18 protein-coding genes are annotated in these 24,545 nt (G+C 65.4%); 10 read left to right on the top strand and 8 right to left on the bottom strand.

What is annotated here, in order from left to right; translation table 11 throughout:
* Positions 1-784 precede the first annotated feature (784 nt).
* From Q1L59_RS01135 to Q1L59_RS01105, 7 genes are all read right to left on the bottom strand, one after another.
* Complete coding sequence (locus Q1L59_RS01135; protein ID WP_300327455.1) at positions 785-1,423, bottom strand: Maf family protein; 639 nt, start codon at positions 1,421-1,423, stop codon at positions 785-787.
* Positions 1,423-1,893, bottom strand: coding sequence for a 23S rRNA (pseudouridine(1915)-N(3))-methyltransferase RlmH (gene rlmH / locus Q1L59_RS01130; protein WP_300327454.1), 471 nt, complete (start codon positions 1,891-1,893; stop codon positions 1,423-1,425). Before rlmH ends, Q1L59_RS01135 begins: the two co-directional genes overlap by 1 nt.
* An 18-nt stretch (positions 1,894-1,911) precedes the next feature.
* Positions 1,912-2,274 (bottom strand): ribosome silencing factor, encoded by a 363-nt coding sequence (gene rsfS, locus Q1L59_RS01125; protein WP_300327453.1) that lies wholly within the window; start codon positions 2,272-2,274, stop codon positions 1,912-1,914.
* A 7-nt stretch (positions 2,275-2,281) separates the two neighbouring features.
* Positions 2,282-2,956, bottom strand: a complete 675-nt coding sequence (gene nadD / locus Q1L59_RS01120; protein WP_300327452.1) for a nicotinate-nucleotide adenylyltransferase — start codon at positions 2,954-2,956, stop codon at positions 2,282-2,284.
* Positions 2,949-3,722, bottom strand: coding sequence for a BPSS1780 family membrane protein (locus Q1L59_RS01115; protein ID WP_300327451.1), 774 nt, complete (start codon positions 3,720-3,722; stop codon positions 2,949-2,951). Before Q1L59_RS01115 ends, nadD begins: the two co-directional genes overlap by 8 nt.
* Positions 3,723-3,743: 21 nt before the next feature.
* Entirely contained in the window at positions 3,744-4,472 is a 729-nt protein-coding gene (locus Q1L59_RS01110) for a BPSS1780 family membrane protein (RefSeq protein WP_300327450.1), read from the bottom strand.
* A 116-nt stretch (positions 4,473-4,588) separates the two neighbouring features.
* A complete protein-coding gene (locus Q1L59_RS01105) occupies positions 4,589-4,933 on the bottom strand; it encodes a DUF2782 domain-containing protein (protein ID WP_300327449.1) in 345 nt (114 codons plus the stop codon).
* A gap of 267 nt (positions 4,934-5,200) precedes the next feature.
* On the opposite strand from Q1L59_RS01105, the gene polA reads away from it, so the two are divergent.
* Together polA and Q1L59_RS01095 are read left to right on the top strand one after the other, a co-directional pair.
* On the top strand, positions 5,201-7,960 hold the full coding sequence (gene polA, locus Q1L59_RS01100) for a DNA polymerase I (RefSeq protein ID WP_300327448.1): 2,760 nt from the start codon (positions 5,201-5,203) through the stop codon (positions 7,958-7,960).
* Positions 7,957-10,176, top strand: coding sequence for a YgiQ family radical SAM protein (locus Q1L59_RS01095; protein WP_300327447.1), 2,220 nt, complete (start codon positions 7,957-7,959; stop codon positions 10,174-10,176). The genes polA and Q1L59_RS01095 overlap by 4 nt, the downstream gene beginning before the upstream one ends.
* Here the strand turns inward: Q1L59_RS01095 and Q1L59_RS01090 are convergent.
* Positions 10,148-10,603 carry a hemerythrin domain-containing protein gene (locus Q1L59_RS01090; RefSeq protein ID WP_300327446.1) on the bottom strand — a complete coding sequence of 152 codons (456 nt, stop codon included), beginning with the start codon at positions 10,601-10,603 and terminating at the stop codon, positions 10,148-10,150. The genes Q1L59_RS01095 and Q1L59_RS01090 overlap by 29 nt on opposite strands.
* A 336-nt stretch (positions 10,604-10,939) precedes the next feature.
* Between Q1L59_RS01090 and Q1L59_RS01085 the strand changes: the two genes are divergently transcribed.
* The 8 genes from Q1L59_RS01085 to Q1L59_RS01045 all read left to right on the top strand — a co-directional run bounded on the left by Q1L59_RS01085 (position 10,940) and on the right by Q1L59_RS01045 (position 24,281).
* Complete coding sequence (locus tag Q1L59_RS01085) at positions 10,940-12,880, top strand: beta-propeller domain-containing protein (protein ID WP_300327445.1); 1,941 nt, start codon at positions 10,940-10,942, stop codon at positions 12,878-12,880.
* Between the two features lie 147 nt (positions 12,881-13,027).
* Positions 13,028-14,299, top strand: a complete 1,272-nt coding sequence (locus tag Q1L59_RS01080) for a glycerate kinase (protein WP_300327444.1) — start codon at positions 13,028-13,030, stop codon at positions 14,297-14,299.
* 320 nt (positions 14,300-14,619) lie between these two features.
* Positions 14,620-14,979: a hypothetical protein gene (locus Q1L59_RS01075; protein WP_300327443.1), complete on the top strand. Its 360-nt coding sequence runs from the start codon at positions 14,620-14,622 to the stop codon at positions 14,977-14,979.
* Between the two features lies 1 nt (position 14,980).
* Positions 14,981-17,860, top strand: coding sequence for a response regulator (locus tag Q1L59_RS01070; RefSeq protein ID WP_300327442.1), 2,880 nt, complete (start codon positions 14,981-14,983; stop codon positions 17,858-17,860).
* A 362-nt stretch (positions 17,861-18,222) separates the two neighbouring features.
* Positions 18,223-20,457, top strand: a complete 2,235-nt coding sequence (locus tag Q1L59_RS16685; protein WP_366145603.1) for an ATP-binding protein — start codon at positions 18,223-18,225, stop codon at positions 20,455-20,457.
* Positions 20,458-20,709: 252 nt separating this feature from the next.
* The gene (locus tag Q1L59_RS01055) at positions 20,710-23,631 is read left to right on the top strand and encodes an ATP-binding protein (protein WP_300327441.1); all 2,922 of its coding nucleotides are present in this window, start codon (positions 20,710-20,712) and stop codon (positions 23,629-23,631) included.
* An 18-nt stretch (positions 23,632-23,649) separates the two neighbouring features.
* Positions 23,650-24,162 (top strand): hypothetical protein, encoded by a 513-nt coding sequence (locus tag Q1L59_RS01050; protein WP_300327440.1) that lies wholly within the window; start codon positions 23,650-23,652, stop codon positions 24,160-24,162.
* Positions 24,126-24,281 (top strand): hypothetical protein, encoded by a 156-nt coding sequence (locus Q1L59_RS01045; RefSeq protein ID WP_300327439.1) that lies wholly within the window; start codon positions 24,126-24,128, stop codon positions 24,279-24,281. Before Q1L59_RS01050 ends, Q1L59_RS01045 begins: the two co-directional genes overlap by 37 nt.
* Positions 24,282-24,545 lie beyond the last annotated feature (264 nt).

The following is a 24,545-nucleotide window of genomic DNA, read 5'->3' as shown; positions in this document are numbered from 1 at the left end:
GTCCAGTCCATGACCGTGCCATCGCCGCCCTCCTCGACGAACTCACCGAGCAGGAATTCCCACATCCGGAAACCGGAGCCAGAATGACCTTTGCGCTGGTCTAACGTGCCATCCGGGTTTCCTTCGAGATCCGGAAATCTGCAGTTGGACGAAGCGCGATGACACGGGCGTGCTGCGCGCGTCGTCGGCGCTGTGCTTGGTGCTCACGCGGCGCTTCAGACTTTTGTAGTCCAGCTTCAGGGCGACGGCGACCTTGGCGATACCGTACCGCCCGGCGAGTTCGGTCGCTTGCGACCATAGATCCTCTGGAATGTGAGTGCTGCGCAGGCGGGTGCTCCGCCATTGCGCAAGCGCCGCCGCGGTTTCGGCCAGTTGCGGGGCGGTTGCAGGTAAAGACGACGACATCGCCAAGCCTCTCGAACGGTAGTTACGAGCCTACCACGGTACCAAACCAACGCTGGGATTTCACGCAGCATTGCCGAAAGCACACGAGCGCTGGCGTTGCGGACGCAATGGCCGCTTCATCGGGCTGTTCATGTGTGCCTCCTCGGATGTCCTGTCCCAGTTGTAGCAGCCGGGTCAGTGCCGAGGCCATGTCATCTTGTCACGTGCTTCCCCAGATATGAGCAATTAAGCCAATCAGAACAGCCGGTTGGGCGTTCAAGAAATCTTGTGGCGGGGGGGCGCTGGGTCGGCCTCGGCAGCGTTACAAGATTTCTTCACCAGCAGCGCGGCCTCTGCTGGCAGCGCCATGCCAGGCGTCTCGGAAGGCTCGCAGGACGGCTCAGGCGTGTTGGGTGGGGAGGTTTTGGAAAGCCTTCAACAGTTGTGCCGTCTCGTAGAGCGGCAAGCCCATCACACCCGAATAGCTGCCGGCGAGGTGCTCGACGAAGACCGCAGCGCGACCCTGGATGGCATAGGCACCAGCCTTGTCCATCGGTTCGCCGGTAGCGACGTAGCGCCGTATTTCGCCGTCCTCGAGCGTGCGAAAGCGCACTTCGCTGCACGATAGTGCTGTATCCAGCCGGCCCTGGAAGCTGATCGCGACCGCCGTGAGGACCCGGTGCGTCTGGCCGGAAAGGCGGTGCAGGATGTCCTGGGCAGCGACCGCGTCAGCCGGTTTGCCGATTACCTGGCCGTTCAGTTCGACCGTCGTGTCGGCGGCGAGGACGGGCTGCAGGCGCAAGTTGCGCCCCTTGACGATGCGCCAACCGTGTTCGGCCTTGTTGCGCGCGAGACGTTCGACGTAGCTCGCGGCATCCTCGCCGGGCTGCGGCGTTTCGTCGAGTTCGTGATCCTCGCGCGGCGCCTGTCGGAAAATGAGCGGATCGAAACTGATCCCGATCTGCAGCAGAAGATCGCGTCGACGGGGGCTGCGCGAGGCCAGGTAGAGGCGCGTCGGGAGCAGCGATCGGGCCGGCATCAGTCTTGTCTGTGATAAGGATGGTGTCGGATTACGCTGACGGCACGATAAAGCTGCTCGCACAGGATCAGACGTGCCAGCGCGTGCGGCAAGGTCAGGCTGGACAGGCGGATCGTGGCGTTGGCCTGTTGCTTCAGCGATTCGTCGACGCCGTCCGCGCTGCCGATGACGAAGGCCGTGTCGTCGCCGCCCTGCAGCCAGTGCTCAAGGTGTTCGGCCAACTGCAGCGTGCTCAGATCCGTGCCGCGTTCGTCGAGTACGACGAGGCGCGGGTAGTTTTGCAGAACGGCGAGCAGGCGCGTCTTTTCCGCCGCGAGAAGCTGTTGGCGTGTCTTGCCGGAACGCGCCTCGGGCTTGACCTCGATGACCGCCAGGCCGAGCTCGCGCGGCATCCGCCGCAGATAGTCGTCGCACCCGCGCGCCACCCAGTCGGGCGGCTTGTGGCCGACGGCGAGGATGGCGAGTTTCATCCCTTGCGCAGCCGCTGGCTAGCCGGCTGCAGCCATGGTTTGCCGTACGCGCAACGGTCCCTTGCCGCCCCAGAGCTCTTCCAGGTTGTAATAGCTGCGTACGGCCGGCTGCATCACGTGCACGATGATGTCGCCGAGATCGACAAGAATCCATTCGCCGACCTCTTCGCCTTCGCAGGAGAGGACATGCGCGCCGCCGGCGCGCACCTTTTCCTGGACATTGCGCGCCAGCGATTTCACTTGGCGGTGCGAGTCGCCGCAGGCAATCACCATACGTTCGAAAAGCGAGGTCAGGCGGCTTGTGTCAATGACCTCGATGTCATGTCCCTTGATGTCTTCGAGTGCAGCTACGACCAGCTTTTCCAGTTCGATCAGATTCATCCGCGAATCAATGCTCCGTGTAGAGGTGATGTGCCCGAATATAAGCGATCAGCGCGTCGGGCAGCAAATAGCGCACGCTTTCGCCAGCGGCGAGCAGCGCACGGACTTGCGTCGCCGAGATGGCCAGTGGGGTCATCGCAAAGGGGACGACGCGGCCGGCCGGCGCGTCGCTCAACTGCGCAGCGTCGGTTGAGAAGCGTTCGCGGCAGGCGTCGCCGAGCGCCGGCGGCAGGCTGCGTTCGGCCAGCGAGGAACCGGGTCGATGCGCGACGGCAATGTGCGCCAGTGCAAAAAGCGACTGCCAGCGATGCCATTCGGGCAGGCGGAGGAAAGCATCGGCGCCGAGCAGAAGGACGAGGGGTCGCTGCGCGCCGCAGACCTCGGGCCGCCGCAGGCGTTCGAGTGTGGGTACCGTGTAACTTGCCTGGCTGACTGCAGCTTCGGCGCAATCGACGGTAAAGCGCGCGTTGTCGGCAGTTGCCAGACGCACCATGGCCAGGCGCTGCGCGGCGCTGACCCTTGGCGAGCCGCGCAGGGCCGGTTGGCCAGCGGGAATCCAGCGCACAGCGGCGAGTTGCAGCCGCTCGCAGGCCTCCTCGGCGAGTCGCAGATGACCGAAATGAAGCGGGTCGAAGGTGCCACCGAAGACGCCGAGCGGTCGGCGATCATCCGCTTCAGGCATCGCTGCCGGTGACGAAGACATCCCTGAAGCTGACGTAGAAACTGGCAAACACGGTCGGGGCGATGACCAGGATGGTGCCGACGACGACCAGGCCACTGACCAGCGCGCTGCTTTCCTGTAGCAGCACCGCGAGCAGGCCGAGCAGGAACACCGGCGCCAGCATGCAGACGAAGGCGACGGCGAGCGAGTAGACGAGAAAGGCGCGCCAGTTGCGCAGACAGGCGACAAAGCTGAAGAAGAGCGCTTTTCCGGGCGAAAAGCGATGCCAGGCTGCGAGCATCGGCGCGTACCAGTAGGCCATCATCAGTGGGCAGAGAAGCAGCAGCGCGATCTGGCTGGCGACGACGAAACGGCCATCGGCGATCGCTTCGGGAGTTGGCTTCTCGCCCGCCATCATCAGGCGCAGCAGGACACCGTCATCGGCCAGCGAGGAGATGCCGAGAATGCACAGCGTGGCCACCAGGTAGACGGCGCCCAGCGTGAGCAGCGCCGGCAGGTTGCTCTGGAAGCCTGAAAAAAGAATTTGCGGGGAAAGTGGCGCTGCTCGCTCGATATTGCGGCAGGCGTTCATCAGACTGACCGAAAAGGCTGGAATGCACAGGGTCGTAACCGCCGTGCCGAGCCACGGGATCAGGTTGAGCACGGCCATCAGCAGCCAATAGCTGACGACGAGAAAAGCGAGCATGCCGTGGTTTTTGCGGAAAAGGCGGAAGCCATCGGCCAGCCAGCGCCAGCCGTGTCGAGCGGGAAGAGTCAGTGCTTGCATGATCGGATTGCCAAACGGCGCTCAGTCGCCGAGGAAGATGTCGTGGTAGGAAGCATACATCGAACCGGCGACGACCGGACCGAGAAAGATGAAACCGAGGCCGAAAGGAAGGGCGGCAACCAGGCAGGGAAGGCTGCCGAGCAGCGCCAGGAGGAGCAGGGCGGGCAGGTTCTTCAGGCTGGCGTTGACGCTGGCTTTCAGCGCCCGGAGCGGCGGCAAGCGGTTGAACAGCACCAGCGCCGGGGCAAATCCGGTTGCCAGCAGCAGTACTGCCGCGACGAGCAGCGATGGCAATCCGATCGGGCCGAGCGTGCGAGCGCCGCTGAGCGCGCGTGCGGCTTCCGGCCGGATGCCGGCCAGGTTGTCACCGGACAGCGCGAGTGCACCCGCGATGAGCAGCACACCGCCCAGGTAGAGCCCGCCGAGCGCGAGTAGACCGGGCGCATTGCGCCGCAGTCCGGCGAACAGTTCGCGCCAGCGCACGGCCTGCTCGCGCGCCGCATGCCGGCAGGCGAACAGCATGCCGCCCACGAGTAGCGGGGTGAGCACGATAAGCAGCACGTGGCCGATCGGTGGGAGCAACACGAGCGCCGCCAAAATGGGCAGGAGGCCGAGCATGATGGCGATCCAGGTTCCGGGATCGACCGCATAGATCGCCCAACCTTGCCTGATCCAGGCGAGCGCACTGGTGGCGACAACGCGTCGACTCTTGCCGTCGAAAGCCGGCGCGGCGAACGGGAAACTCGCCATCGGAAATGCCTATCTTGGCGCCGGGAATCGGCCTCGCGCGGCGTGCTGCATGCTCTGGCGCACGCCGGAGCTCGCCACGTTGGCGGGGTAGTGCTGGTCGCCGTTGGCGCCGACCGTCAGAACGTGCCGATCACCCACATTGGCACGCTGAGCGCCGGGCTGCCTGGCGTGTCCATCGTCGTAAACACGCCGTCACCTTGGCGGTCGATCAGGATATAGGGAACGCCGTGTTCGGGCGTCACCTTGATCATGTACAGCTTGCCCTTGATGCGGTGTTCCTCGACGGTATCACCCTCGCGCTTGCGGATCGTCACCTCGGGTTCGAGCGCCGCATCGAAAGGTGCCATCTCGGGTGGCGGGGGCGGGACCACCGGTAGTGGCTGCCGATCGGAAGCGTTCTGCGCCAAGGCAGGCGTCATCAGCAGGCTGAGGACGGCAAGGGAGAAAGGGTAGCGAAGCATGCGAGTTTTTCCGGCAGATCGATCGGGTGGCGGTGCTGGGCGGCGGGCAGCAAGAGGGCCGAATGCCTTTCGATTGTAGTACAGATCGTCGCCCAGGTTCAGGCCAAACCTGTCGAGCACGGCGCGCAACTCTGCCATAATTGCCGGTGCTCGCACGATGTCACCTGGCGTCGCCAAAGGCGCGCCGCGTGTGGCCAGGCTGGTCGTCGGTGTTTGCCGGCTGATCGGTGGTCCATTCCTCGCTCACCGAGATCGTTCACTCCGTTCATGCCTACGCTCCTCCTTGTCGACGGTTCATCGTATCTTTACCGTGCCTTTCACGGCTTGCCCGACTTGCGTACCAGCCAGGGCGAGCCGACCGGCGCGCTGCATGGCGTCCTCGGCATGCTGCGCCGGCTCGAGAACGACGGCGAGGCGACCGATGTGGTGTACAAGGCGTGCGTTTTCGATGCTCGTGGCAAGACGTTTCGCGACGACTGGTATCCGCAGTACAAGGCGAACCGGCCGCCGATGCCGGACGATCTGGCGAGCCAGATCGAGCCGCTGCACGCGGCGATCGGCGCGCTTGGCTGGCCTGTGCTGGTGATCGATGGCGTCGAGGCGGACGATGTCATTGCGACGCTCGCCAGGCAGGCGGCGGAGCAGGGGATGCAGGTCGTCGTATCGACCGGAGACAAGGACCTGGCCCAGATCGTCAATGCGCGCATCAAGCTGGTCAACACGATGAGCAACGAGGTACTCGACGAAGCCGGTGTGCTCGGCAAGTTCGGCGTCCCGGCGACGCGCATCGTCGATTATCTGGCGCTGATCGGCGACAGCGTCGATAACGTGCCAGGCGTTCCCCGGGTAGGCGCCAAGACAGCCGTCAAGTGGCTGTCCGAGTACGGTTCGCTCGATGCAGTGATCGCTGCTGCCGGCGAGATCAGCGGCGTCGTCGGGCAGAACCTGCGCCAGGCGCTCGACTTCCTGCCGCTTGCCCGGCGCCTGTTGACCGTGCGCTACGATGTTGATTTGCCGGTGGCGCCGACCGACCTGAAGCCTCGCCCGCTCGAGCACAAACGCCTGGTCGAGCTGTTTAAGCGCTTCGAGATGCGCTCGTGGCTGGCCGAAGTCGAGCGTACGGCGGCGGCCGGGGAGGGGGGCGCTGCGCCGCAGGCGGTTGCGCCGCTGGCGCGCACGCCCGCCGCAGCCGCCGAGGCCGGCGCGCACCGTGCCGCCTATGAAACGATCGTCGACGAAGCCGGCTTCGCACGCTGGGTGGCGAAGATCGAGCAGTGCGCGTTGACCGCCTTCGATACTGAAACGAGCAGCCTTGATCCGTTTGCGGCGCGTATCGTCGGCGTGTCGTTCGCCGTCGCGCCGGGGGAAGCGGCCTACCTGCCGCTGGCGCACGACTATCCGGGGGTTGCCGCGCAGCTCCCGCGCGAGCAGGTTCTGGCGCGCCTGAAACCCTGGCTGGAATCGGCGCAGCACGCGAAGATCGGGCAGAACCTGAAATACGATCAACATGTGCTGGCCAACCACGGAATTCGCCTGGCCGGCGTCCGGCACGACACGCTGCTCCAGTCTTACGTCCTCGAAGCGGGCAAGGACGGCGTACGTGGACACGATCTCGGCCAACTGGCCAGCCGGCATCTTGGCCTGGCGACGATTTCCTACGAAACGCTCTGCGGTAAAGGCGCGCGTCAGATCGGCTTCTCGCAGGTGGCGATCGAGCAAGCGAGCGAATACGCGGCCGAGGACGCCGATCTGTGCCTGCGCCTGCACGCCGTGATGTATCCGCTGATTGCTGCCGAGAGCGGCTTGCGGCACGTCTACGAGGAGATCGAGATGCCGGTGCGCGATGTCCTCTTCCGCATGGAGCGCAGCGGCGTGCTGATCGACGGCGAGCTGTTGAGCCGGCAGAGCCGCGAAATCGGCCAGCGTCTGCTCGATCTGGAAAGCAAGGCGCACGCCGCCGCCGGGCAGCCGTTCAATGTGAACTCGCCCAAGCAGTTGGCCGAGATTCTGTTCGACCGGCTGGCCCTGCCGGTGAAGAAGAAGACGCCGACGGGAACGCCGTCGACCGACGAAGAGGTGCTCTCGGAACTGGCGCTCGACTATCCCTTGCCGAAGATTCTGCTCGAAGCGCGTCAACTGGCCAAGCTCAAGGGGACCTACACCGACAAGTTGCCGCAGATGGTCGAGGCGACGACCGGCCGTGTGCATACGAGCTACGCGCAGGCAGTAGCGGTCACCGGCCGCCTTGCCTCGAACGACCCGAACCTGCAGAACATTCCCGTGCGCACGGCGGAAGGGCGGCGCATCCGCGCGGCTTTCGTCGCTCCGCCGGGCAGCGTCATCGTTTCGGCCGACTATTCGCAGATCGAGCTGCGAATCATGGCGCATCTGTCGGAAGACCAGCGCCTGCTCGACGCGTTTGCCCAGGGTGAGGATGTCCATCGGGCGACCGCGGCGGAGATTTTCGGCCTGCCGCCGGCCGAGGTCGGTGCGCAGCAGCGGCGCGTCGCCAAGGTGATCAACTTCGGACTGATCTACGGCATGAGCGCCTTCGGCCTGGCACGCCAGCTCGACCTCGAACGCAGTGCGGCGAAGGCGTATATCGAGCGCTATTTCGCGCGCTATCCCGGCGTTGCCGGTTACATGGCGACGACGCGCGAAACGGCGAAAGCGCGTGGTTACGTCGAAACGGTCTTTGGCCGACGGCTCTGGCTGCCGGAAATCCACTCGCCGGTAGCGGCCCGTCGGCAGGCCGCCGAGCGCGCGGCGATCAACGCGCCGATGCAGGGAACGGCCGCCGACCTGATCAAGGCGGCGATGATCGCCGTACAGGGCTGGCTCGACGCCGAGCATCTGCAGACGCGCCTGCTGATGCAGGTGCATGACGAACTCGTTCTGGAAGTGCCGGAGAGCGAGTTGCCCGTGCTGCGCCGAGAAGTGCCGCGGCTGATGAGCGAACTCGCCAGCCTGCGCGTTCCGCTGGTGGTCGACGTCGGTGCCGGGCGCAACTGGGACGAGGCGCATTGACTGCCGCAGCCTTCGCCAGCGCGAGTGAGCCGCGCGAGCTGTTTTCCTACCGCAAGTTCTGGGCTGCGCGTTTCGGACCGGCGCCCTTCCTGCCGATGTCGCGCGACGAAGTCGAGGAACTCGGCTGGGATTCGTGCGACGTGATTCTGGTTACCGGCGACGCCTACGTCGACCATCCCAGCTTCGGCATGGCGCTGATCGGACGTCTGCTCGAGGCACAGGGCTTTCGCGTTGGCATCATCAGTCAGCCCGATTGGCAGTCGGCCGACGCCTTTCGTACGCTCGGCCGGCCTAACCTCTTCTTCGGGGTGACCGCGGGCAACATGGACTCGATGGTGAACCGCTACACGGCCGACCGCAAGCTGCGCTCGGACGATGCCTATACGGCGGACGGCGCGCCGGGCAAGCGCCCGGATCGCGCCGTCGTCGTCTATGCGCAGCGTTGCCGCGAAGCCTTTCCCGGCGTCAATGTCGTCATCGGTTCGATCGAGGCCAGCCTGCGGCGGATCGCGCATTACGACTACTGGTCGGACAAGGTACGCCGCTCGGTGCTGCTCGACGCCAAGGCCGATCTGCTGATCTTCGGTAACGCGGAGCGCGCCGTCGTCGAACTCGCGCATCGCTTGGCCGCCGGCGAGAAGATGAGCGAGATTCGCGACCTGCGCGGCAGCGCGTTCGTCGTCGCGCGCGCTTGGCGGCCGGGTGCCGACTGGTCGGAGCTCGATTCGAGCGAGGTCGATACGCCGGGTCCGCCTGCCCGCCTGCCCGATCCCTATGCGGCGTCCGCCAGCGATCCGGACGCTCGCCGCGCCGCCTGTGCCGCGGGCGAAGGGCCTTCGGTGGACGCCGAGCGGCCGGTCAGCGCGGTCAGCCGCATCGAGTTCGTCCGCGCTCGCCAGGCAGCGCGCGCGCGGACGGTGATTCGTCTGCCTGCCTACGAACAGGTTGCGGCAGACCCGGTGCTTTATGCGCACGCCTCGCGCATCCTCCACCTGGAATCGAATCCGGGCAATGCGCGGGCGCTCGTTCAGGCGCACGGTGAGCGCGATGTCTGGCTCAACCCGCCGCCGATTCCGCTGCGCACGGCCGAACTGGACGGCGTCTTTGCCGCGCCGTTTCAACGCCGGCCGCATCCGGCGTACGGCGCGGCAAAGATTCCCGCTTTCGAAATGATCCGCTTTTCGGTCAACATCATGCGCGGGTGCTTCGGCGGTTGTACCTTCTGCTCGATCACCGAGCACGAGGGGCGCATCATGCAGAGCCGCTCACCGGAATCGATCGTGCGCGAAATCGGCGAGATTCGCGAGCGCACGCCCGGGTTCACCGGGGTGATTTCCGATCTCGGCGGGCCGACCGCCAACATGTACCGTCTGGGTTGCCGGGATGAGCGCATCGAAGCCGCCTGCCGCCGCCTGTCGTGCGTCTTTCCGCGCCTCTGTGAGAACCTGAACACCGACCATACGCCGCTGATCGAACTTTACCGTCAGGCGCGCAGCCTACCCGGAGTGAAGAAGGTGCTGATCAGTTCAGGTCTGCGCTACGATCTCGCCGTTGGTGACCCGCAGTACGTGCGCGAACTGGTCAGGCACCATGTCGGCGGCTATCTGAAGATCGCGCCTGAACACACCGAAGAAGGTCCGCTGGCGCACATGATGAAACCCGGGATCGCTTCCTTCGACCGGTTCAGAGTGATGTTCGAAAAGTTCTCGCGCGAAGCGGGCAAGGAGCAGTATCTGATCCCGTACTTCATCGCGGCTCATCCGGGAACCAGCGATCGGGACATGTTGAATCTGGCCTTGTGGTTGAAGCGCAACGGCTTCCGCCTCGATCAGGTGCAGACCTTCCTACCCACACCGATGGCGCTTGCCAGCGCGATGTACCACAGTGGCAGGAACCCCTTGCGCAAGCTGAGCCGGGGTCCGGAGACGGTGGAGCGCATACGCTCAGGCCGGCAGCGCCGGCTGCACAAGGCGTTTCTGCGTTACCACGATCCCGACAACTGGCCGCTGCTGCGCGAAGCGCTACGCCGTATGGGGCGGGCCGACCTCATTGGCAGCGGACGGCAGCAGCTCGTGCCGGCTTTTCAGCCTGCGGGCAACACTCGGGCCGCCGCCCCAGGGAGCGCAGAGCGCAAGGCGCAATCGCAGCCACCGCGCCGCCCGGCGCCCAGTGCTGCGCCGGTTGCCGTCAGGCGTGCGCCGAAAAGGACGAACTGAGCGGCCGCCGTTGCTGGCTGGTGTGCCGGCCGTTGGCTGCCGACAGCGCGCTGGCGAACAAACGGTCGTCCTCGCCGATGTGGCGCTCAAACCAGTATTCGGCGTAGCGCAATAGCGAATAGACGTCCTGGTCGCCGGCAAGCGCATCGCTCAGCGCCTTGTACAGAATGCGCAGCGTATCTTGATGGATGCTGGCGTGTTCGCCGAAGTCGATCGCCGCTTCCTCGGCGAGCATCTGCTCGGTGGCAAAATGCTGGGCAAACAGCTCGAGCACGTCGGCAAAGCCTTCCACCGCGGCAAAGCCGCTTTCCAGACACTGCGCCTTGAGCAGCGAAATGCGGTTGAAAATTTCCTCGTGCTGCTGGTCGATGTCGGGCACGCCGACCAACAGCGCTTCCGGCAACTGGCCGGCGACGTATAGCTCCATCCTATGTCTCCTCGCTCGAATGGCCGTTTTCCTTTATTTTCCGAACAGTATAGAAAACGCCCGCGCGGATTGCCAGAAAAATCGGAGTTAAGTCAGGAAAATGTGAGGAGTACGGGCAGGCACGCCTGGCGCGCGGCGCAGCGCCATGCCGCGAAGCTGTGGCGAAAGCGCGCTATCATCGTCGCAAATCGTCCGCTGCTGGCGCCGGTTCACCGGGCGCGCCGATGGCAGCCGGCAGGGGTCGGCCGGCCGACCAGGGGTCGAGCCGGTCGATGCAGGGCGATCTACTCCCCGTCGCTGGTCGGGTTGGACACATGCAGACTGAAAGGAAGGACGATGCTCCGTACAGCCGCTCCCCTCTGCCTCGCGCTTGCCATTTTCGGTGCCGTACCGAGCTGGCCGCTGTCGGTCGACGCAGCGAGTGAGCCGAGCGCGCCGCGCAAGACGCTGCGCGCTTTCGACGACGAACAGCAACTCGCCGGATTGTTCAAGCGCTGGGCCGACGAGGCGCAGCGCCGGCGCGACGACGCGCAGCAGGCGCGCCTGAAGAAGGCGGAGGGCGCCGCGCCGAGCACCCAGGCGCTGCCACTTCCGGCACCCACGCCGGCCCCCGCCACCGCAGCTCCGGCGACCGCGGGCAAGGCGGAATCGGTGACCAACGTCCAGCACGCCGGCGTCGACGAGGGCGGCATCGTGAAACTGCACGGCGACCACCTGGTCATCCTGCGGCGTGGCCGGCTATTTACGGTGCGGATCGCCGGGCACGATCTGCGGCCGATCTCGGCAATCGACGCGTATGGCCCCGAGGTCGACCCGCAAGGTGCGTGGTACGACGAAATGCTCATCTCCGGCAACACGCTGGTCGTCATCGGCTACAGCTATGCGCGCGGCGGCAGTGAGATTGGCGTCTTCGACCTCGCGCAGGATGGCCGTCTGAGCTACCGGGCGACCTACCATCTGCGCTCCAACGACTACTATTCGTCGCGCAACTACGCCAGCCGCCTGGTCGGCAACAAGCTGATCGTCTATTCGCCGCACGTGCTCAGTCCATGGGGCGACCCGTACGCCGCCTTTCCCGCCGTCCGGCGCTGGCGCCCCGGTGCCTTGCCGAGCGACTTCAAACGGATCGCGCCGGCGACTCGAATCTATCGCAGCGACGAGGCGCTCGATCCATTTGCCGGAGTCGCCCTGCACAGCGTGGCCATTTGCGATCTGGCGCAGCCCGAACTCGATTGCAGAAGCACCGCCGTACTCGGCCCGCCGGGGCGTGTCTTCTACGTCTCGCCGAACTCGGTCTTCGTTTGGACGACCGCCTGGCGTAGCGGTGTCCTGGCGGCGGCACCCGTTTCGGCCGTTTTTCGCATTCCGCTCGACGGCTCGCCACCGAGCGCGCTGAAGACCGCCGGCAGCCCGATCGATCAATTCTCGTTCTTGGAGGACGAGCGCGGCATGTTGAACGTGCTGCTGCGCTCGAACGGGCGTGGCGACGGCATGTGGGCAGCCGAGTCAGGTGCTGGCGAACTCGCCCTGATGCGCGTCGCGCTGGCCAGCTTTTCCGACGGCAAGGATGAAGTTCCGAAGGATGCTTATCTGCGCTTGCCGAAGCCGGCGGGATACGCCGTACAGAGCCGTTACATCGGACCCTACCTGATCTATGGCGCGGGCAGTGGCTGGTCGGTGCCGTCCGCTGCCGTCCGCTCGCCGATTTTCGCCGTACGCTACGCGGCAGGCGAGGTGCACGAAGTGCCGCTCGTCCACCCGGTCGACCGCATCGAGGCGCTCGGCAATCATGCTCTGGTGGTTGGCAGTGACGGCAAGGATCTGCACCTGACCAGCGTTCGTTTGTCCGATCCGCCGGCAACCGTCGACCGCCACCTGCGTCCGGGTGCCGCGCAGGGAGAGACCCGCAGCCACGGTTTCTTCTACAAGGCGGAGAGTGAGGTCGACGGCTTGCTCGGACTGCCGATCATCGGCCGCGACGAATCGGCCGCACGCCAACTGAGCACCGGCTCGGCGGCTATTCTCTACTTGCGCAACCGCGGTCTCGCCTTGAGCGAACTCGGCACGCTCGTCGCCCGGCCGGCACAGAACGAGCGCAACGATGCCTGCCGCGCCTCGTGCGTCGATTGGTACGGCAACGCGCGACCGCTCTTCGTACGCGGCCGCGTTTTCGCCTTGATGGGCTACGAGATTGTCGAAGGAAAAGTCGAGGAGAAGCGCCTGGTCGAAATCCGGCGGGTCAACTATTCGCCGCTGCCGCTGCAGATCGCACACTGACTGAGACCTGGAGCACGTCCGCTTGGCGCTGCGGTTTCAGCCGCGATTGAATCGTCGGCCGGGCGCTTGGACGGACGGTTCGGCTGAACGATGTCGTCGATTCCGTCGATCTCCGCGCGCCGTGCAACCATGAACCAGGAAACCACCATGCACCCACGCGATCTTATGCGCCAGATGTTCCTCGCCGCGGTCGAAGCCGCCCAGCCCGCGCGCGGCGTTCCGCCTTATCTGCCGCCAGCGCCCAAGGGTCGTCTGGTCGTCGTCGGGGCGGGCAAGGCCTCGGCGGCTATGGCGCAGGCGGTCGAGAAAAACTGGCCCGGCCCGCTGGAAGGTCTGGTCGTTACACGTTACGGTTACGCTGTTCCCTGCGCCCACGTCGAGATCGTCGAGGCAGCGCATCCGCTACCCGATGCTGCTGGCCTGGCGGCTGCCGAGCGTATTCTGGAGCGTGTCTCCGGCCTGACTGCCGACGACACCGTGCTGTGCCTGATTTCCGGTGGGGGCTCCGCGCTGCTGCCCCTGCCTCTGCCCGGCGTGACGCTTGGAGACAAGCAGGCGGTCAATCGCGCGTTGCTCAAGTCGGGCGCCACGATCAGCGAAATCAACTGCGTCCGCCGTCACCTGTCGGCGATCAAGGGCGGACGTCTGGCGGCTGCCTGCTACCCGGCCAAGGTGCTCACGCTGCTGATTTCCGACGTGCCCGGAGACAATCCGTGCGACATCGCTTCCGGCCCGACGGTCGCTGATCCCACGACTTGTGCCGATGCGCTGGCCATCGTGCGCCGCTACGAAATCGAATTGCCGCAGAGCTTGCGCGAGATTCTCGAATCCGGCCGTGGCGAATCGATCAAACCGGAAGATCCTCGCCTGGCCGCCTGCACCACGCGCATCATCGCCACCCCGCAGATGGCGCTGGAAGCAGCGGCCGAGGTGGCCGCCAATGCCGGCCTGACGCCCTACATTCTAGGTGACGCCATCGAGGGTGAGGCGCGCGATGTCGGCAAGGTCATGGCCGGCATCGCGCTGCACGTCGTCCAGCATGGCCAGCCGTTCGCTACCCCATGCGTGCTGCTATCGGGCGGCGAAACCAGCGTCACCGTACGCGGCAACGGCCGCGGCGGGCGTAATGTCGAATTTCTCCTATCGCTGGGCGTCGTGCTCGACGGCGCGCCGCGCATTCATGCGATGGCGGGCGATACGGACGGGGTCGACGGGCTGGAAGAAGTCGCTGGCGCGCTGCTCGCCCCGGATACGCTGGCCCGCGCCTGGGCCAAAGGCATCAAGCCGATGGACGCGCTGCAGAACAACGATGGCCATGGCTTCTTCGGAGCGCTGAACGATGCCGTGATCACCGGGCCGACGCTGACCAACGTCAACGACTTCCGGGCTATCGTCATCCTCGATCCGGCGCGGGACTGATTCAGGCGACACGTCACGCACCTTGCTGGCTACACCGACTCCGCCCTGCGTCTGGGCGTCGGTTGCTGGGTCAACGCAGACCGGTTGCCGATGGTGGCCAGGACGCTCTCGGTCGGTGCGCCACTGACCGGCTACACCGTCGCGGGCTGACGCCACGCGCACGGTACCGCCGGCGCTCGCCACCTCCTGGCTGTCGGGGACTGGCGATTGACCGGCCGTGAGCGCCGCAATGTCGGATGGCGGCGCAGCTCGGGGGAGATGCAATACGTCGGGGCGTGCGCTACGTTCACGGTGGCACCGGCGGGGCGGCCAAGGCGCCAATGCTCGACGAGAACGCGCTGGCCGACACCCTGGGATCACTGACCGGCGAGTCGTCGGCCTGGGTGAGGCAGGCGGAGATCCGCATCAACATTGTGGAAATCGATTGTTTGCGCGAAGAAATGGCCGGCCAAGAGCTCGCGGTAGCCGGGCGGCAGCCCGCCGGCGGCCCAGCTTTGCACGCTGGCGGGCGACTTAGGCTACGGCCAGATCGCAGACTTGGTGCAGATGGCGCGGCGTGCGGCACCAGATTGGGGGAATTGCGGTCGGATGATGGAAGGCCGATAATGATTATCGCAAACACCAATATGGCCATGCTGGGGTACAACCAGGGGCCGGTGAAAGCGCGCAGGAGCCTTTGAGATGCCTGGAGCACAGCCACAAGCATTGGCCAGTATTCTGGTGGTCGACGACAACCGGGATGGTCTGGGGCTATTGGCGCGGCTGTTGTCGGCGCAGGGTTTCTGGGTTCGCCCGGTGCTCGACGGTCCATCCGCCTTGGCCGCCGTCGCCGGCGAGCTGCCTGATCTGGTGCTGCTCGATCTGCAAATGCCGGGTATGGACGGTTACGAGGTCTGCCGCCGCCTGAAGGCCGACGAACGCTCAGCCAGTGTGCCGGTGATCTTCCTCAGCGCAGCCGACGAAACGGCCAACAAGATCCAGGCATTTGCCGTGGGCGGCGTGGATTTCATCAGCAAGCCCTATCAGGCCGAGGAGGTGTTCGCGCGAATCGATGCCCAGCTTCGGCTGCATCGCCTGCAGGCGCGCATCGAAGCCCAGAACCGGGCACTGCAGGCCGAGATTGGCGAGCGCCAACGCGCAGAGGACGCACTGCTTGAACTGAACCAGCAGCTTGAAGAGCGTGTCGCCGAGCGTACTGCCGATCTGATCCGGACCAATGCCGAGCTCAAGGCTGAAATCGCAGAGAGAATCCGCACTGAAGCGGTGCGACGCGCCAACGAGGAAAAGTACCGGCTGCTGGTCGATCATCAGACCGATCTGATCGTCAAGGTCGATCCGGAAAACCGCTTTCTCTTCGTCAGTCCGTCTTACTGCCAGGTTTTCGGCAAAACGGAGGCGGAACTCCTGGGGCGGACTTTCATGCCTCTGGTGCACGCGGACGACCAGGAGTCCACCGCGAAATCCATGGAGGATCTGTTCCGGCCGCCTTACCGGGATTATCACGAGCAGCGCGCACTGACCCAGGCCGGCTGGCGCTGGTTCGGTTGGGCCGACCAGTCGGTCGTCGACGAAAATGGCCAGGTCGTGGCCATCGTCGGTGTTGGCCGCGACATCACCGAGCGCAAGCAGATGGAGGACGCGCTACGCGACAACGAGACGAAGTTTCGCCGCATGATCGAAGCCTTGCCGATGGCGATCGGCGTCGCCGGAGCGGAGGGCAACATCGAATATCTCAACCCCCGGTTCATCGAGCTTTTCGGCTATCGGCCCGAGGAACTGCCGCACGTCAATGACTGGTTCCAGCGCGCCTACCCTGATCCGGTGTATCGCCAGGACATGTTCGATCTCTGGCTGGCGGGTATGGAGAGCGCCAAGCAGAAGGGTTCCGATTTCGTGCTCAGCGAAGCCCATATCACCTGCCGCGATGGCGCGGTGCGGATAGCGCATGTGATCAGCGCCCTGATCGGGGACAAATCGCTGGCCATCTTCAACGACATCACCTACCGCAAGCGGGCGGAAGCCGAATTGCTCGCCTACCGGGACCGTCTGGAGGACTTGGTCGAGCAACGCACGGCGGAGCTGGTGGCGGCCAAGGAGCAAGCAGAATCGGCCAACCGGGCGAAATCGGCGTTCCTGGCCAACATGAGCCATGAGCTGCGCACGCCATTGAACGCGATATTGGGCTTCACGGAGCTGATGCGGCGCGGCTCGGGTCTGGTCCGCCGCGACCGGGAGCACTTGGACATCGTCAACCGCAGTGGCGCGCACCTGTTGGGACTGATCAACGACATTCTGGACATGGCCAAGATCGAGGCCGGGCGCATTCAGTGGGAGAAGGTCCCGCTGGACCTCGACGTGATCGTAGGCGACATCATGGAGATGATGAGCCAGCGTGCCCGCGAGAAAGGGTTGGCGTTGGCTTTGGAACGCTCGTCGCGGGTGCCGCGGCACATCCGAGGCGACGAAACCCGGCTGCGCCAAGTGCTGGTGAACCTGCTCGGCAATGCCATCAAGTTCACCGAGCGGGGGACTGTCACCCTGCGTCTGGGCACCGGGGGGGGCGCCGACCAGCCCCGGTTATTGCTCGAGGTGGAGGACACCGGACCCGGTATCGCAGCGCCAGATCGGGTACGGGTGTTCGAGCCGTTCGTGCAGGGAGAGCAGATGTCGTCCCAGAGAGGTACGGGGCTGGGGTTGGCGATCTGCCGACAGTTTGTCGAGCTGATGGGGGGCCGCATCGGTGTGAGCAGCGAGCTGGGCCAGGGTAGTCGTTTCTGGATTGACCTGCCGGTGGACATCCTGAACGGCGGCGAGCTGGCGGGGAGCGAGGAATCGCCCGGCGAGGTGCTAGGCTTGCTCCCGGACCAACCCGAATGGCGGATTCTGATCGTCGAGGACCAGCCGGAAGACGCCCTGCTGCTCGGGCGTTTGTTGGAGAGCGTCGGGTTTCAGGTGCGCACGGCAGCGAACGGGGTGGAGGCAATCGAACAGTACCAGGCCTGGCATCCGCACTTCGTCTGGATGGATCGGCGCATCCCGGTGCTCGACGGCGTCGAGGCAACACGGCGAATTCGCGTGCTGGAGGGGGGCGGGGCGGTCAAGATTGCCGCCCTGACCGCCTCGGTGTTCGCCGAGCAGCGGGGTGAGATGCTCGAAGCGGGGATGGACGATGTCTTGCATAAGCCATTTCGCTCGGAGGAGATATTCGGCTGCCTGGAGCGCCTGTTGGGCGTGCGCTTCCAGCGTCGCGAGACCGGGCCCGGCGCGCCGGCCGCCCGGACCGCACCGGCGCTGGACCGCGCGGCCCTGGCAGCGCTACCGGAGGCCTTGCGGCGTGATCTGGCGGACGCCCTGCTGATGCTCGACACCGCGCGCATCGACGCCCTGATCAGGCAAGTCGAAGCACTGGATGCAATTCTGGGTCAAGTCCTGCGCAGCCAGGCCGATGACTTCGACTACGCGGGGATGGACGAGGCCTTGCGGGGAATGAGGAAAGTCGCGGTGCGCGGGCTCGAGCAAGCTGAGAGGGCCGACGGATTACGCCCGCCGCGGCTCGACTAGGTCTCTCCGGAAGGCGCCGCATCGGCGACGCCGCGCGCCTGGGCGCTCTGCCTGTGGCCTGGCCAGCCCTGTTCCTCGAGCCTTTGGTCGCCCAGTACGTCGCCGCCCTGGACTCGGGAGCGAGTGAGCGCGATGCGCATCGAACTGCTGCTGAAGCTGATGATGAATGCCTTTCGACCTTCCATCGGGGCGGCCAGGCGACCGCGAAGGAAGGTCTACGAGCACATCCTCGGCCAACCGTTTCCCACCGATCTCCGCGATTTTCTGCCGCCTGTGGTCCGGCGGCTCGATCGAATGGCGAGCGGGCAGCGACGACTCCGACGCCCAGCCCAGCGCCGTCGGGCGCGGCGGTCGTCGAGGTGATGAAGAAAGGAGCGGCAGTCATGAAGAAGGTCGAGGTAAAGAGCTTCACCCACCCGGTTGAAGTTCGCACGTTTCCCAAAGGTCGCGTCGAGCTGATCGAGGTCGGAGGAACCGTCGTCGGACGCGCCACCTTCGAACCGGGATGGAAATGGTCCGAATCGGTCAAGCCGATCGTTCATACCGATCTGTGCCAAGCCCCGCACCTGCAATACCACATGTCTGGCGTCATGATTGTCGAGCAGGACGGCGTCCGCCATGTGGTGAAAGCCGGGGACGTCTCCATGCTCCCGCCCGGCCACGATGCCTGGATCGAAGGCGATGAACCGGTTCACCTGGTCGACTTTCAAGGCATGCTCGACTACGCGAACTCTGCCGAGCAAAAAGTCCAACACATCACCGAAGAGCTTCGCAGCACGGAAACTCGACACCGGCAGATCCTCGCTTCGGTCAGCGACGGCATCATCGGGACCAATGCCAACGGCGAAATCACCTTCAGCAACCCGGCCGCTGCGGCTCTCCTCGGATATGCCGAGGCCGAAATGCTGGGACGGAGAATGCACGATCTCGTCCATCATTCGTATCCTGATGGCACCCCTTTTCCCGAGTCCGAATGCGCCCGCTACCAGACCTTTCAGGATGGTCGACCGCGAACCGTCGATGCCGAGGTTTTCTGGCGCAAAGACGGGTCCAGTATCCCCGTCGAATACACGACAACCCCCCTCAAGCAAGGTTTTGCCATGGTCGGCGCGATCGTCGTCTTTCGCGACATCACGCAACGCAAGGCCGCGCTGGACGCCATTCTGGATGCAAAGATGGCGGCCGAAGTCGCCAACCGCGCCAAGTCGGCGTTTCTCGCCAACATGAGCCACGAGTTGCGCACACCCTTGAACGCCATCCTCGGTTTCGCCGACCTGATGCGGCGCGAAGCGCGCACAGGCCGCGCCCGGCTGACGGCTGAGCAGGCCGAGAACCTCGCCACCATACACCGCAGCGGCGAGCACCTGCTCGGGCTGATCAACGACGTGCTGGACATCTCCAAGATCGAGTCCGGCCGCGCCACCTGTCAGCCCATCGACTGCGACCTGCACGCGCTGCTCGGCGAACTCGGCGAGCTGTTGCGCGAGCGCGCCACCCTCAAAAGCCTGTCGCTGCGGGTGCATTGGGCGGCTACGGTACCGCGCCACGTGCGCGCCGACGCCACCAAACTGCGCCAGGTCTTGATCAACCTGCTGGGCAACGCCGTCAAGTTCACCCAGCAGGGCAGCGTGCTGCTGGCCGTGGACGCCCTGCGCGGCGAGCAAGGCGGACGCTGCCGGCTGCGCTTTGCCGTCAGCGATACCGGGCCGGGCATTACCGCCGAGGAACAGGCGAAGTTGTTCGAGCCCTTCTCGCAGGCGCTCGCCGGCGTCAGCTCCCAGGAAGGCAGCGGACTGGGGCTGGCGATCAGCCGGCAGCATGTGCAGTTGATGGGCGGCGATATCGCGGTGCACAGCGCGCCCGGCCAAGGCAGCCGCTTCAGCTTCGAGCTGGACTTCGAGGTGCTGAAAGGGGCTGTGCCCGAAGCCAAGGCGCAGCGCCTGGTGATCGGGCTCGAGCCCGGCCAGCCGCGCTATCGGGTGCTGATCGGCGACGACATCGAGACCAACCGTCAGCTCCTGATCAAGAACCTCAAACCGCTGGGCTTCGCGCTGATCGAGGCAACCGATGGCGAGCAAGCCCTGGCCCGCTGGCGCGACGAGCAGCCCGATCTGATCCTGCTGGACATGCGCATGCCCAAGATGGACGGCTATGAGGTGGCACGGCGCATCCGCGCCGAGGAGAAGAGGGGCCGAACGCCGATCATCGCGGTCACCGCCAGTGCCTTCGAGGAACAGCGCGACGAGGTGCTGGCCGCCGGCTGCGACGAGTTCTTGCGCAAGCCCTTTCGCGACGCCGATCTGTTTGAACTCATCGGCCGCCATCTGAAGCTCGCATTCGTCTATGGCGAGCGAGCCGCGCCGGCCCTGCACACGGCCGTCGACGCCGCGCGTCTGGGCGCGTTGCCCGCAGCCTTGCGCGCACAACTGCGCGAGGCTTTGCTGGTGCTGGACGGTGCACGTTGCGGCGAGCTGGCAGAACAGGTCGCCGCGCTCGATCCGGAACTGGGCGCTGCGCTCGGCAAACAGGCGAAGGAAATGCGCTTCGAAGAACTGCTGGGTCTGTGCGAGGCGGCCGATGCCTGGACCGGGACGTAATCAGATCGCCCGTCGTCGCGACAGCGGGATCAACATGACCATGTAGAACGCCGGTGCTGATCTTGTTTGCGCCACCTTGCCTTTTCCTCTGCTTGGTCGGAGCCGGCCGAGCGATTGATCTGGCCAACCGCCGCTTGGCAAGGTGGCGCGGATCGCTGCGCGACCTTGCGGTAGACACCGTGGTTGTTCCCGCCCGCTGCGCCGAGATCGATCGCCCGGCGTTGCGCCGTCCATAGAAGAAAGGATCTGGCCATGCGCGATCAAGACCTTCTTTCCGGCGCCTCGCCAGCACACCTCGAGCGGCTCGACCTGGCTGCGCCGCAATCGCGCGATCGCGGCGCGGCGCTTGCGGTCAGTGTTCTCATCGCGCTGGCTGCCGGCTGGTTCGCGTCCGAAGCCTATCGCGCGATCAACGAGTTTGCCTTCCGCAGCACGATGGCCAGCGCCGCCGAGCGCGAGGCGGCCAGCTTCCACAACCGCACCGTGGTGGGCCGCGGCATGGGCATGGTGGCGCTCGCCGGGCAGAGCGACCCCACACTCCGCGCGGCGGCTCGAGAGACCGACACCGAACGCGCCAAGGCGCAACTGAGCCACCATGCGGCCTTGCACACACTGGCGGTCAGCGCCGGTGCCGAGCATGCCTTCGTGACCAATCGGGCCGGCCGGATTACGGCCGACTGGGACTTCAGGGGCATTTCGCCGATCGGCCAGGACGTGTCCTTTCGCACCTACTTCAAGACAGCGATGCAGGGGACGGAAAACATCTATGGCGCCAAGAGCCTCAGTACCGGCCGGCGGACGTACTACGTCGCTGCGCCGGTGCGTGCCAGCAATCATCCCGCCAGCGAGATCATCGGTGTCGCCGCAGCGCGCTATCCGGCATCGGAACTCGACGAGTTTCTCTCCCAAGGTGAGCACCGGATCGGCTTGGTCGTCTCGCCGAGCAAGGTGGTATTCGCCGCCAGCCGTCCTGATTGGATCATGCGCGCCACGCTCGACAGCGACGACGAGCAGATCCGCGCGGTCAACGCCTCGAAGCAATTTCAGGTGGCCATTGGCGAAAGAGGAGAGTTCCTGCGCCTTCCTTTCAGCCTGAACACCGACACGGCACGAGTGGATGGCCGCCGCTACGCCGTGTTGCATTACCCGGTCGACTGGAGGGATCCGACCGGGGACTGGACCTTGCTGATACTCGGCGATCTGGCAAGCGCCGCGCCGCTCGAGCGTCGCGCAGCGGTCGGCGGCATCGCGGCGCTGACCACCCTGATTCTGCTGCTGCTGCTCTTGTCCGCCTGGCGGAGCCGCTTGCGTCAGGGCGCTGCCGAACTCAAAGTCCGGGAGAGCGAACAGCGGCTGCAATCGATGGTGGGCAACATTCCCGGCGTGGTCTTCCGCTGCCTGCCGCGTGCACCCTGGACCTTGTTGTTCGTCAGCGACGAGATTGAAAAGCTCTCGGGCCATCCGGCCGAAGAGTTTCTGCCTCCCGGTGGGCGGCGCGCCTTCGACGATATCGTCCATCCTGAAGATGCCGCCCGGGTTACCGCCGCGATGGAAGCGGCGGTGACTGAGCACCGCCGTTTCGTCGGCGAGTATCGCGTGGTGGACTCCGCCGGTCAGTTGCATTGGGTTTATGCCAAGTCCAAAGCCGTACTCGGCGCGGACGGCAAGCCACAATTTCTCGACGGCGCCATTTTCGACATCAGCGAACGCAAGCTGGCGGAACAGGAGATGCAGGAAGCCAAGGATCGCGCCGAAGCCGCCAACCATGCGAAAAGCGTTTTCCTGGCCAACATGAGTCACGAGTTGCGCACGCCCTTGAACTCGATACTGGGTTTCACCGAGCTGATGCTGCGCGATTCCGGTCTGACCGGTCGAAACCGGGAGCACCTGGACATCGTCAACCGCAGTGGCGTGCATCTGCTGGGACTGATCAACGACGTTCTGGACATGGCGAAGATCGAGGCTGGGCGCATCCAGTTGGAGAAAGCCCCTCTGGATCTGTGCGCGATGGTGGACGACATCATGGAGATGATGGGCCAGCGTGCCCGCGAGAAAGGCTTGGCGCTGGCGTTGGAACGTTCGTCGCGGGCGCCGCAGTACATCCGGGGCGACGAGACCCGGCTGCGCCAGGTGCTGGTGAACCTGCTCGGCAACGCCATCAAGTTCACCGCGCGGGGGAGCGTCAGCCTGCGTCTGGACACCGGGGCGGACGCCGACCAGCCCCGGGTATTGATCGAGGTGGAAGACACCGGGCCAGGCATCGCAGCGGAGGATCAGGTCCGCGTCTTCGAGCCCTTCGTGCAGGGGGGCCAGATGTCGGCCCAGAAAGGTACCGGGCTGGGGTTGGCGATCTGCCGTCAGTTTGTCGAGCTGATGGGGGGCCGCATCGGCCTGCGCAGCGAACTCGGCCAAGGCAGTCGTTTCTGGATTGACCTGCCGGTGGAGGTCTTGCACGGCGCAGACCTGGCGCGGGCGGAGGAATCGCCCGGTGATGTGCTGGGCTTGCTCCCGGACCAACCCGAGTGGCGGATTCTGATCGTCGAGGACCAGCCGGAAAACGCCCTGCTGCTCGGGCGTTTGTTGGAGAGCGCCGGGTTTCAGGTGCGCACGGCAGTGAACGGGATGGAGGGAATCGAACAGTACCAGGCCTGGCATCCGCACTTCATTTGGATGGACCAGCGCATGCCGGTGCTCGACGGCTTGGAGGTCACACGGCGGATTCGCGCGCTGGAGGGGGGCGGGGAGGTGAAGATTGTCGCCTTGACCGCCTCGGTGTTCGCCGAGCAGCGAGGCGAGATGCTCGCAGCGGGGATGGACGACGTCGTGCACAAGCCATTTCGCTCGGAAGAGATATTCGGCTGCCTGGACCGCCTGTTGGGCGTGCGCTTCCGGCGCCGGGAGCGCGCGCCCGGCGCGTCGGCCACACCGAAGGTTCCGGTGCTGGATCGAGCGGCCCTGGCGGCGCTGCCCGAGGCGTTGCGGCGCGAGCTGGCTGACGCCCTGCTGGCGCTGGACACTGCGCGAATCGACGCCCTGATCAGGCAAATCGAAGCGCTGGATGCGGGTCTGGGTCAAGCCCTGCATTGCCAGGCCGACAACTTCGATTACGCCGGGATCGATCAGGTGTTGGAGGGCGATGAGGAGGATCGAGGGGGTGCCGTCCGAGCAGGCTGAGCGAGAAAGCGACTCGACGTGCGGATCGCCGAAGACCTCAGCCGCCGCTTCGACCTTCCGCTTGCCGGGTACCGCGACCAGGTCTGGGTTCTGCACGAGTACGTCGCCTCGCTGATCAGCCGCAAACAGCTCAACCCGGACAAGATCCGACCCGCGGTGGCGAGCGCGTTGGGCACCCTGACGCGCGCCTGCGACATCCCGAAACCCTTGGCGCAACTGGCGGCGATCGAAGATTTCAAGCTCTTCGTCAGCCTGAGCTGCGACGACCTGCTGCTCCGCGCGCTGCGCACGGTCGAAGCGCGCGCCGAAGCCTACGCCTACGGCATCCGTTCCGAGACCAACGGCCGCGCAGTGGATCTGCCCGACAAATGGGCCGGGAAGATCAGCTGGCAGTTACTGGGCTCGGCGGCCAATCTGCTCGACTTCGCGATCCACGAAGGCGACGTCCTCGAGTATCCGCGCCGGCAACAGTCCGAGCACGCGACGCGCGCGATGTGCTGGCGGCGCTGCGCGACGGCCACCTGCTGCTGATCGACTGTCGCCTTCCCGACTGGGCCGGACGCTCGCTGCTGCGCCTGATGAACAACGAGCCGCGGCAGAGTAAAGCCACCCTCGAGTTCATGGCCGACAGCGCGGCGATCCGCGGCTGAACGCATTCATCAGCCGTTTCAGCCCCAGCAGCCTGCTTGTTCCCCGTCCGTGCCAGCGACTTCGTCACCGAACTCAGCCGCCGCTGGCAGGCGGCCCGCGTCGCTGGCGACACCGCCGGTACGCGCCGCGCCGCCGCGGCCAGGGTGAAATTGTCCTTCGGGCTAATAGCTGAAGAATCTGTTGCTTAGGGGCAGCCTATGGACATCGGATGAAGAAGTCTGTATAAAGGGTAGATGGCAGCGGAACTTGACGCGTTGCGTGTG

The sequence above is a fragment of the Accumulibacter sp. genome, from assembly GCF_029255125.1.
Classification (GTDB): Bacteria; Pseudomonadota; Gammaproteobacteria; order Burkholderiales; family Rhodocyclaceae; genus Accumulibacter.
Note: the sequence above shows the minus strand (reverse complement) of the source record. Positions and strands in the feature narration are given on the sequence as shown.

Coding starts and splice junctions, on each gene's coding strand:
- Q1L59_RS01115 (WP_300327451.1), bottom strand. CDS start 3,722: ATGCAAGCACTGACTCTTCCCGCTCGACACGGCTGGCGCTGGCTGGCC.
- Q1L59_RS01105 (WP_300327449.1), bottom strand. CDS start 4,933: ATGCTTCGCTACCCTTTCTCCCTTGCCGTCCTCAGCCTGCTGATGACG.
- nadD (WP_300327452.1), bottom strand. CDS start 2,956: ATGCCTGAAGCGGATGATCGCCGACCGCTCGGCGTCTTCGGTGGCACC.
- Q1L59_RS01085 (WP_300327445.1), top strand. CDS start 10,940: ATGCTCCGTACAGCCGCTCCCCTCTGCCTCGCGCTTGCCATTTTCGGT.
- Q1L59_RS16685 (WP_366145603.1), top strand. CDS start 18,223: ATGAAGAAAGGAGCGGCAGTCATGAAGAAGGTCGAGGTAAAGAGCTTC.
- Q1L59_RS01080 (WP_300327444.1), top strand. CDS start 13,028: ATGCACCCACGCGATCTTATGCGCCAGATGTTCCTCGCCGCGGTCGAA.
- Q1L59_RS01110 (WP_300327450.1), bottom strand. CDS start 4,472: ATGGCGAGTTTCCCGTTCGCCGCGCCGGCTTTCGACGGCAAGAGTCGA.
- Q1L59_RS01090 (WP_300327446.1), bottom strand. CDS start 10,603: ATGGAGCTATACGTCGCCGGCCAGTTGCCGGAAGCGCTGTTGGTCGGC.
- Q1L59_RS01055 (WP_300327441.1), top strand. CDS start 20,710: ATGCGCGATCAAGACCTTCTTTCCGGCGCCTCGCCAGCACACCTCGAG.
- rlmH (WP_300327454.1), bottom strand. CDS start 1,893: ATGAAACTCGCCATCCTCGCCGTCGGCCACAAGCCGCCCGACTGGGTG.
- Q1L59_RS01075 (WP_300327443.1), top strand. CDS start 14,620: ATGCTCGACGAGAACGCGCTGGCCGACACCCTGGGATCACTGACCGGC.
- polA (WP_300327448.1), top strand. CDS start 5,201: ATGCCTACGCTCCTCCTTGTCGACGGTTCATCGTATCTTTACCGTGCC.
- Q1L59_RS01070 (WP_300327442.1), top strand. CDS start 14,981: ATGCCTGGAGCACAGCCACAAGCATTGGCCAGTATTCTGGTGGTCGAC.
- Q1L59_RS01135 (WP_300327455.1), bottom strand. CDS start 1,423: ATGCCGGCCCGATCGCTGCTCCCGACGCGCCTCTACCTGGCCTCGCGC.
- rsfS (WP_300327453.1), bottom strand. CDS start 2,274: ATGAATCTGATCGAACTGGAAAAGCTGGTCGTAGCTGCACTCGAAGAC.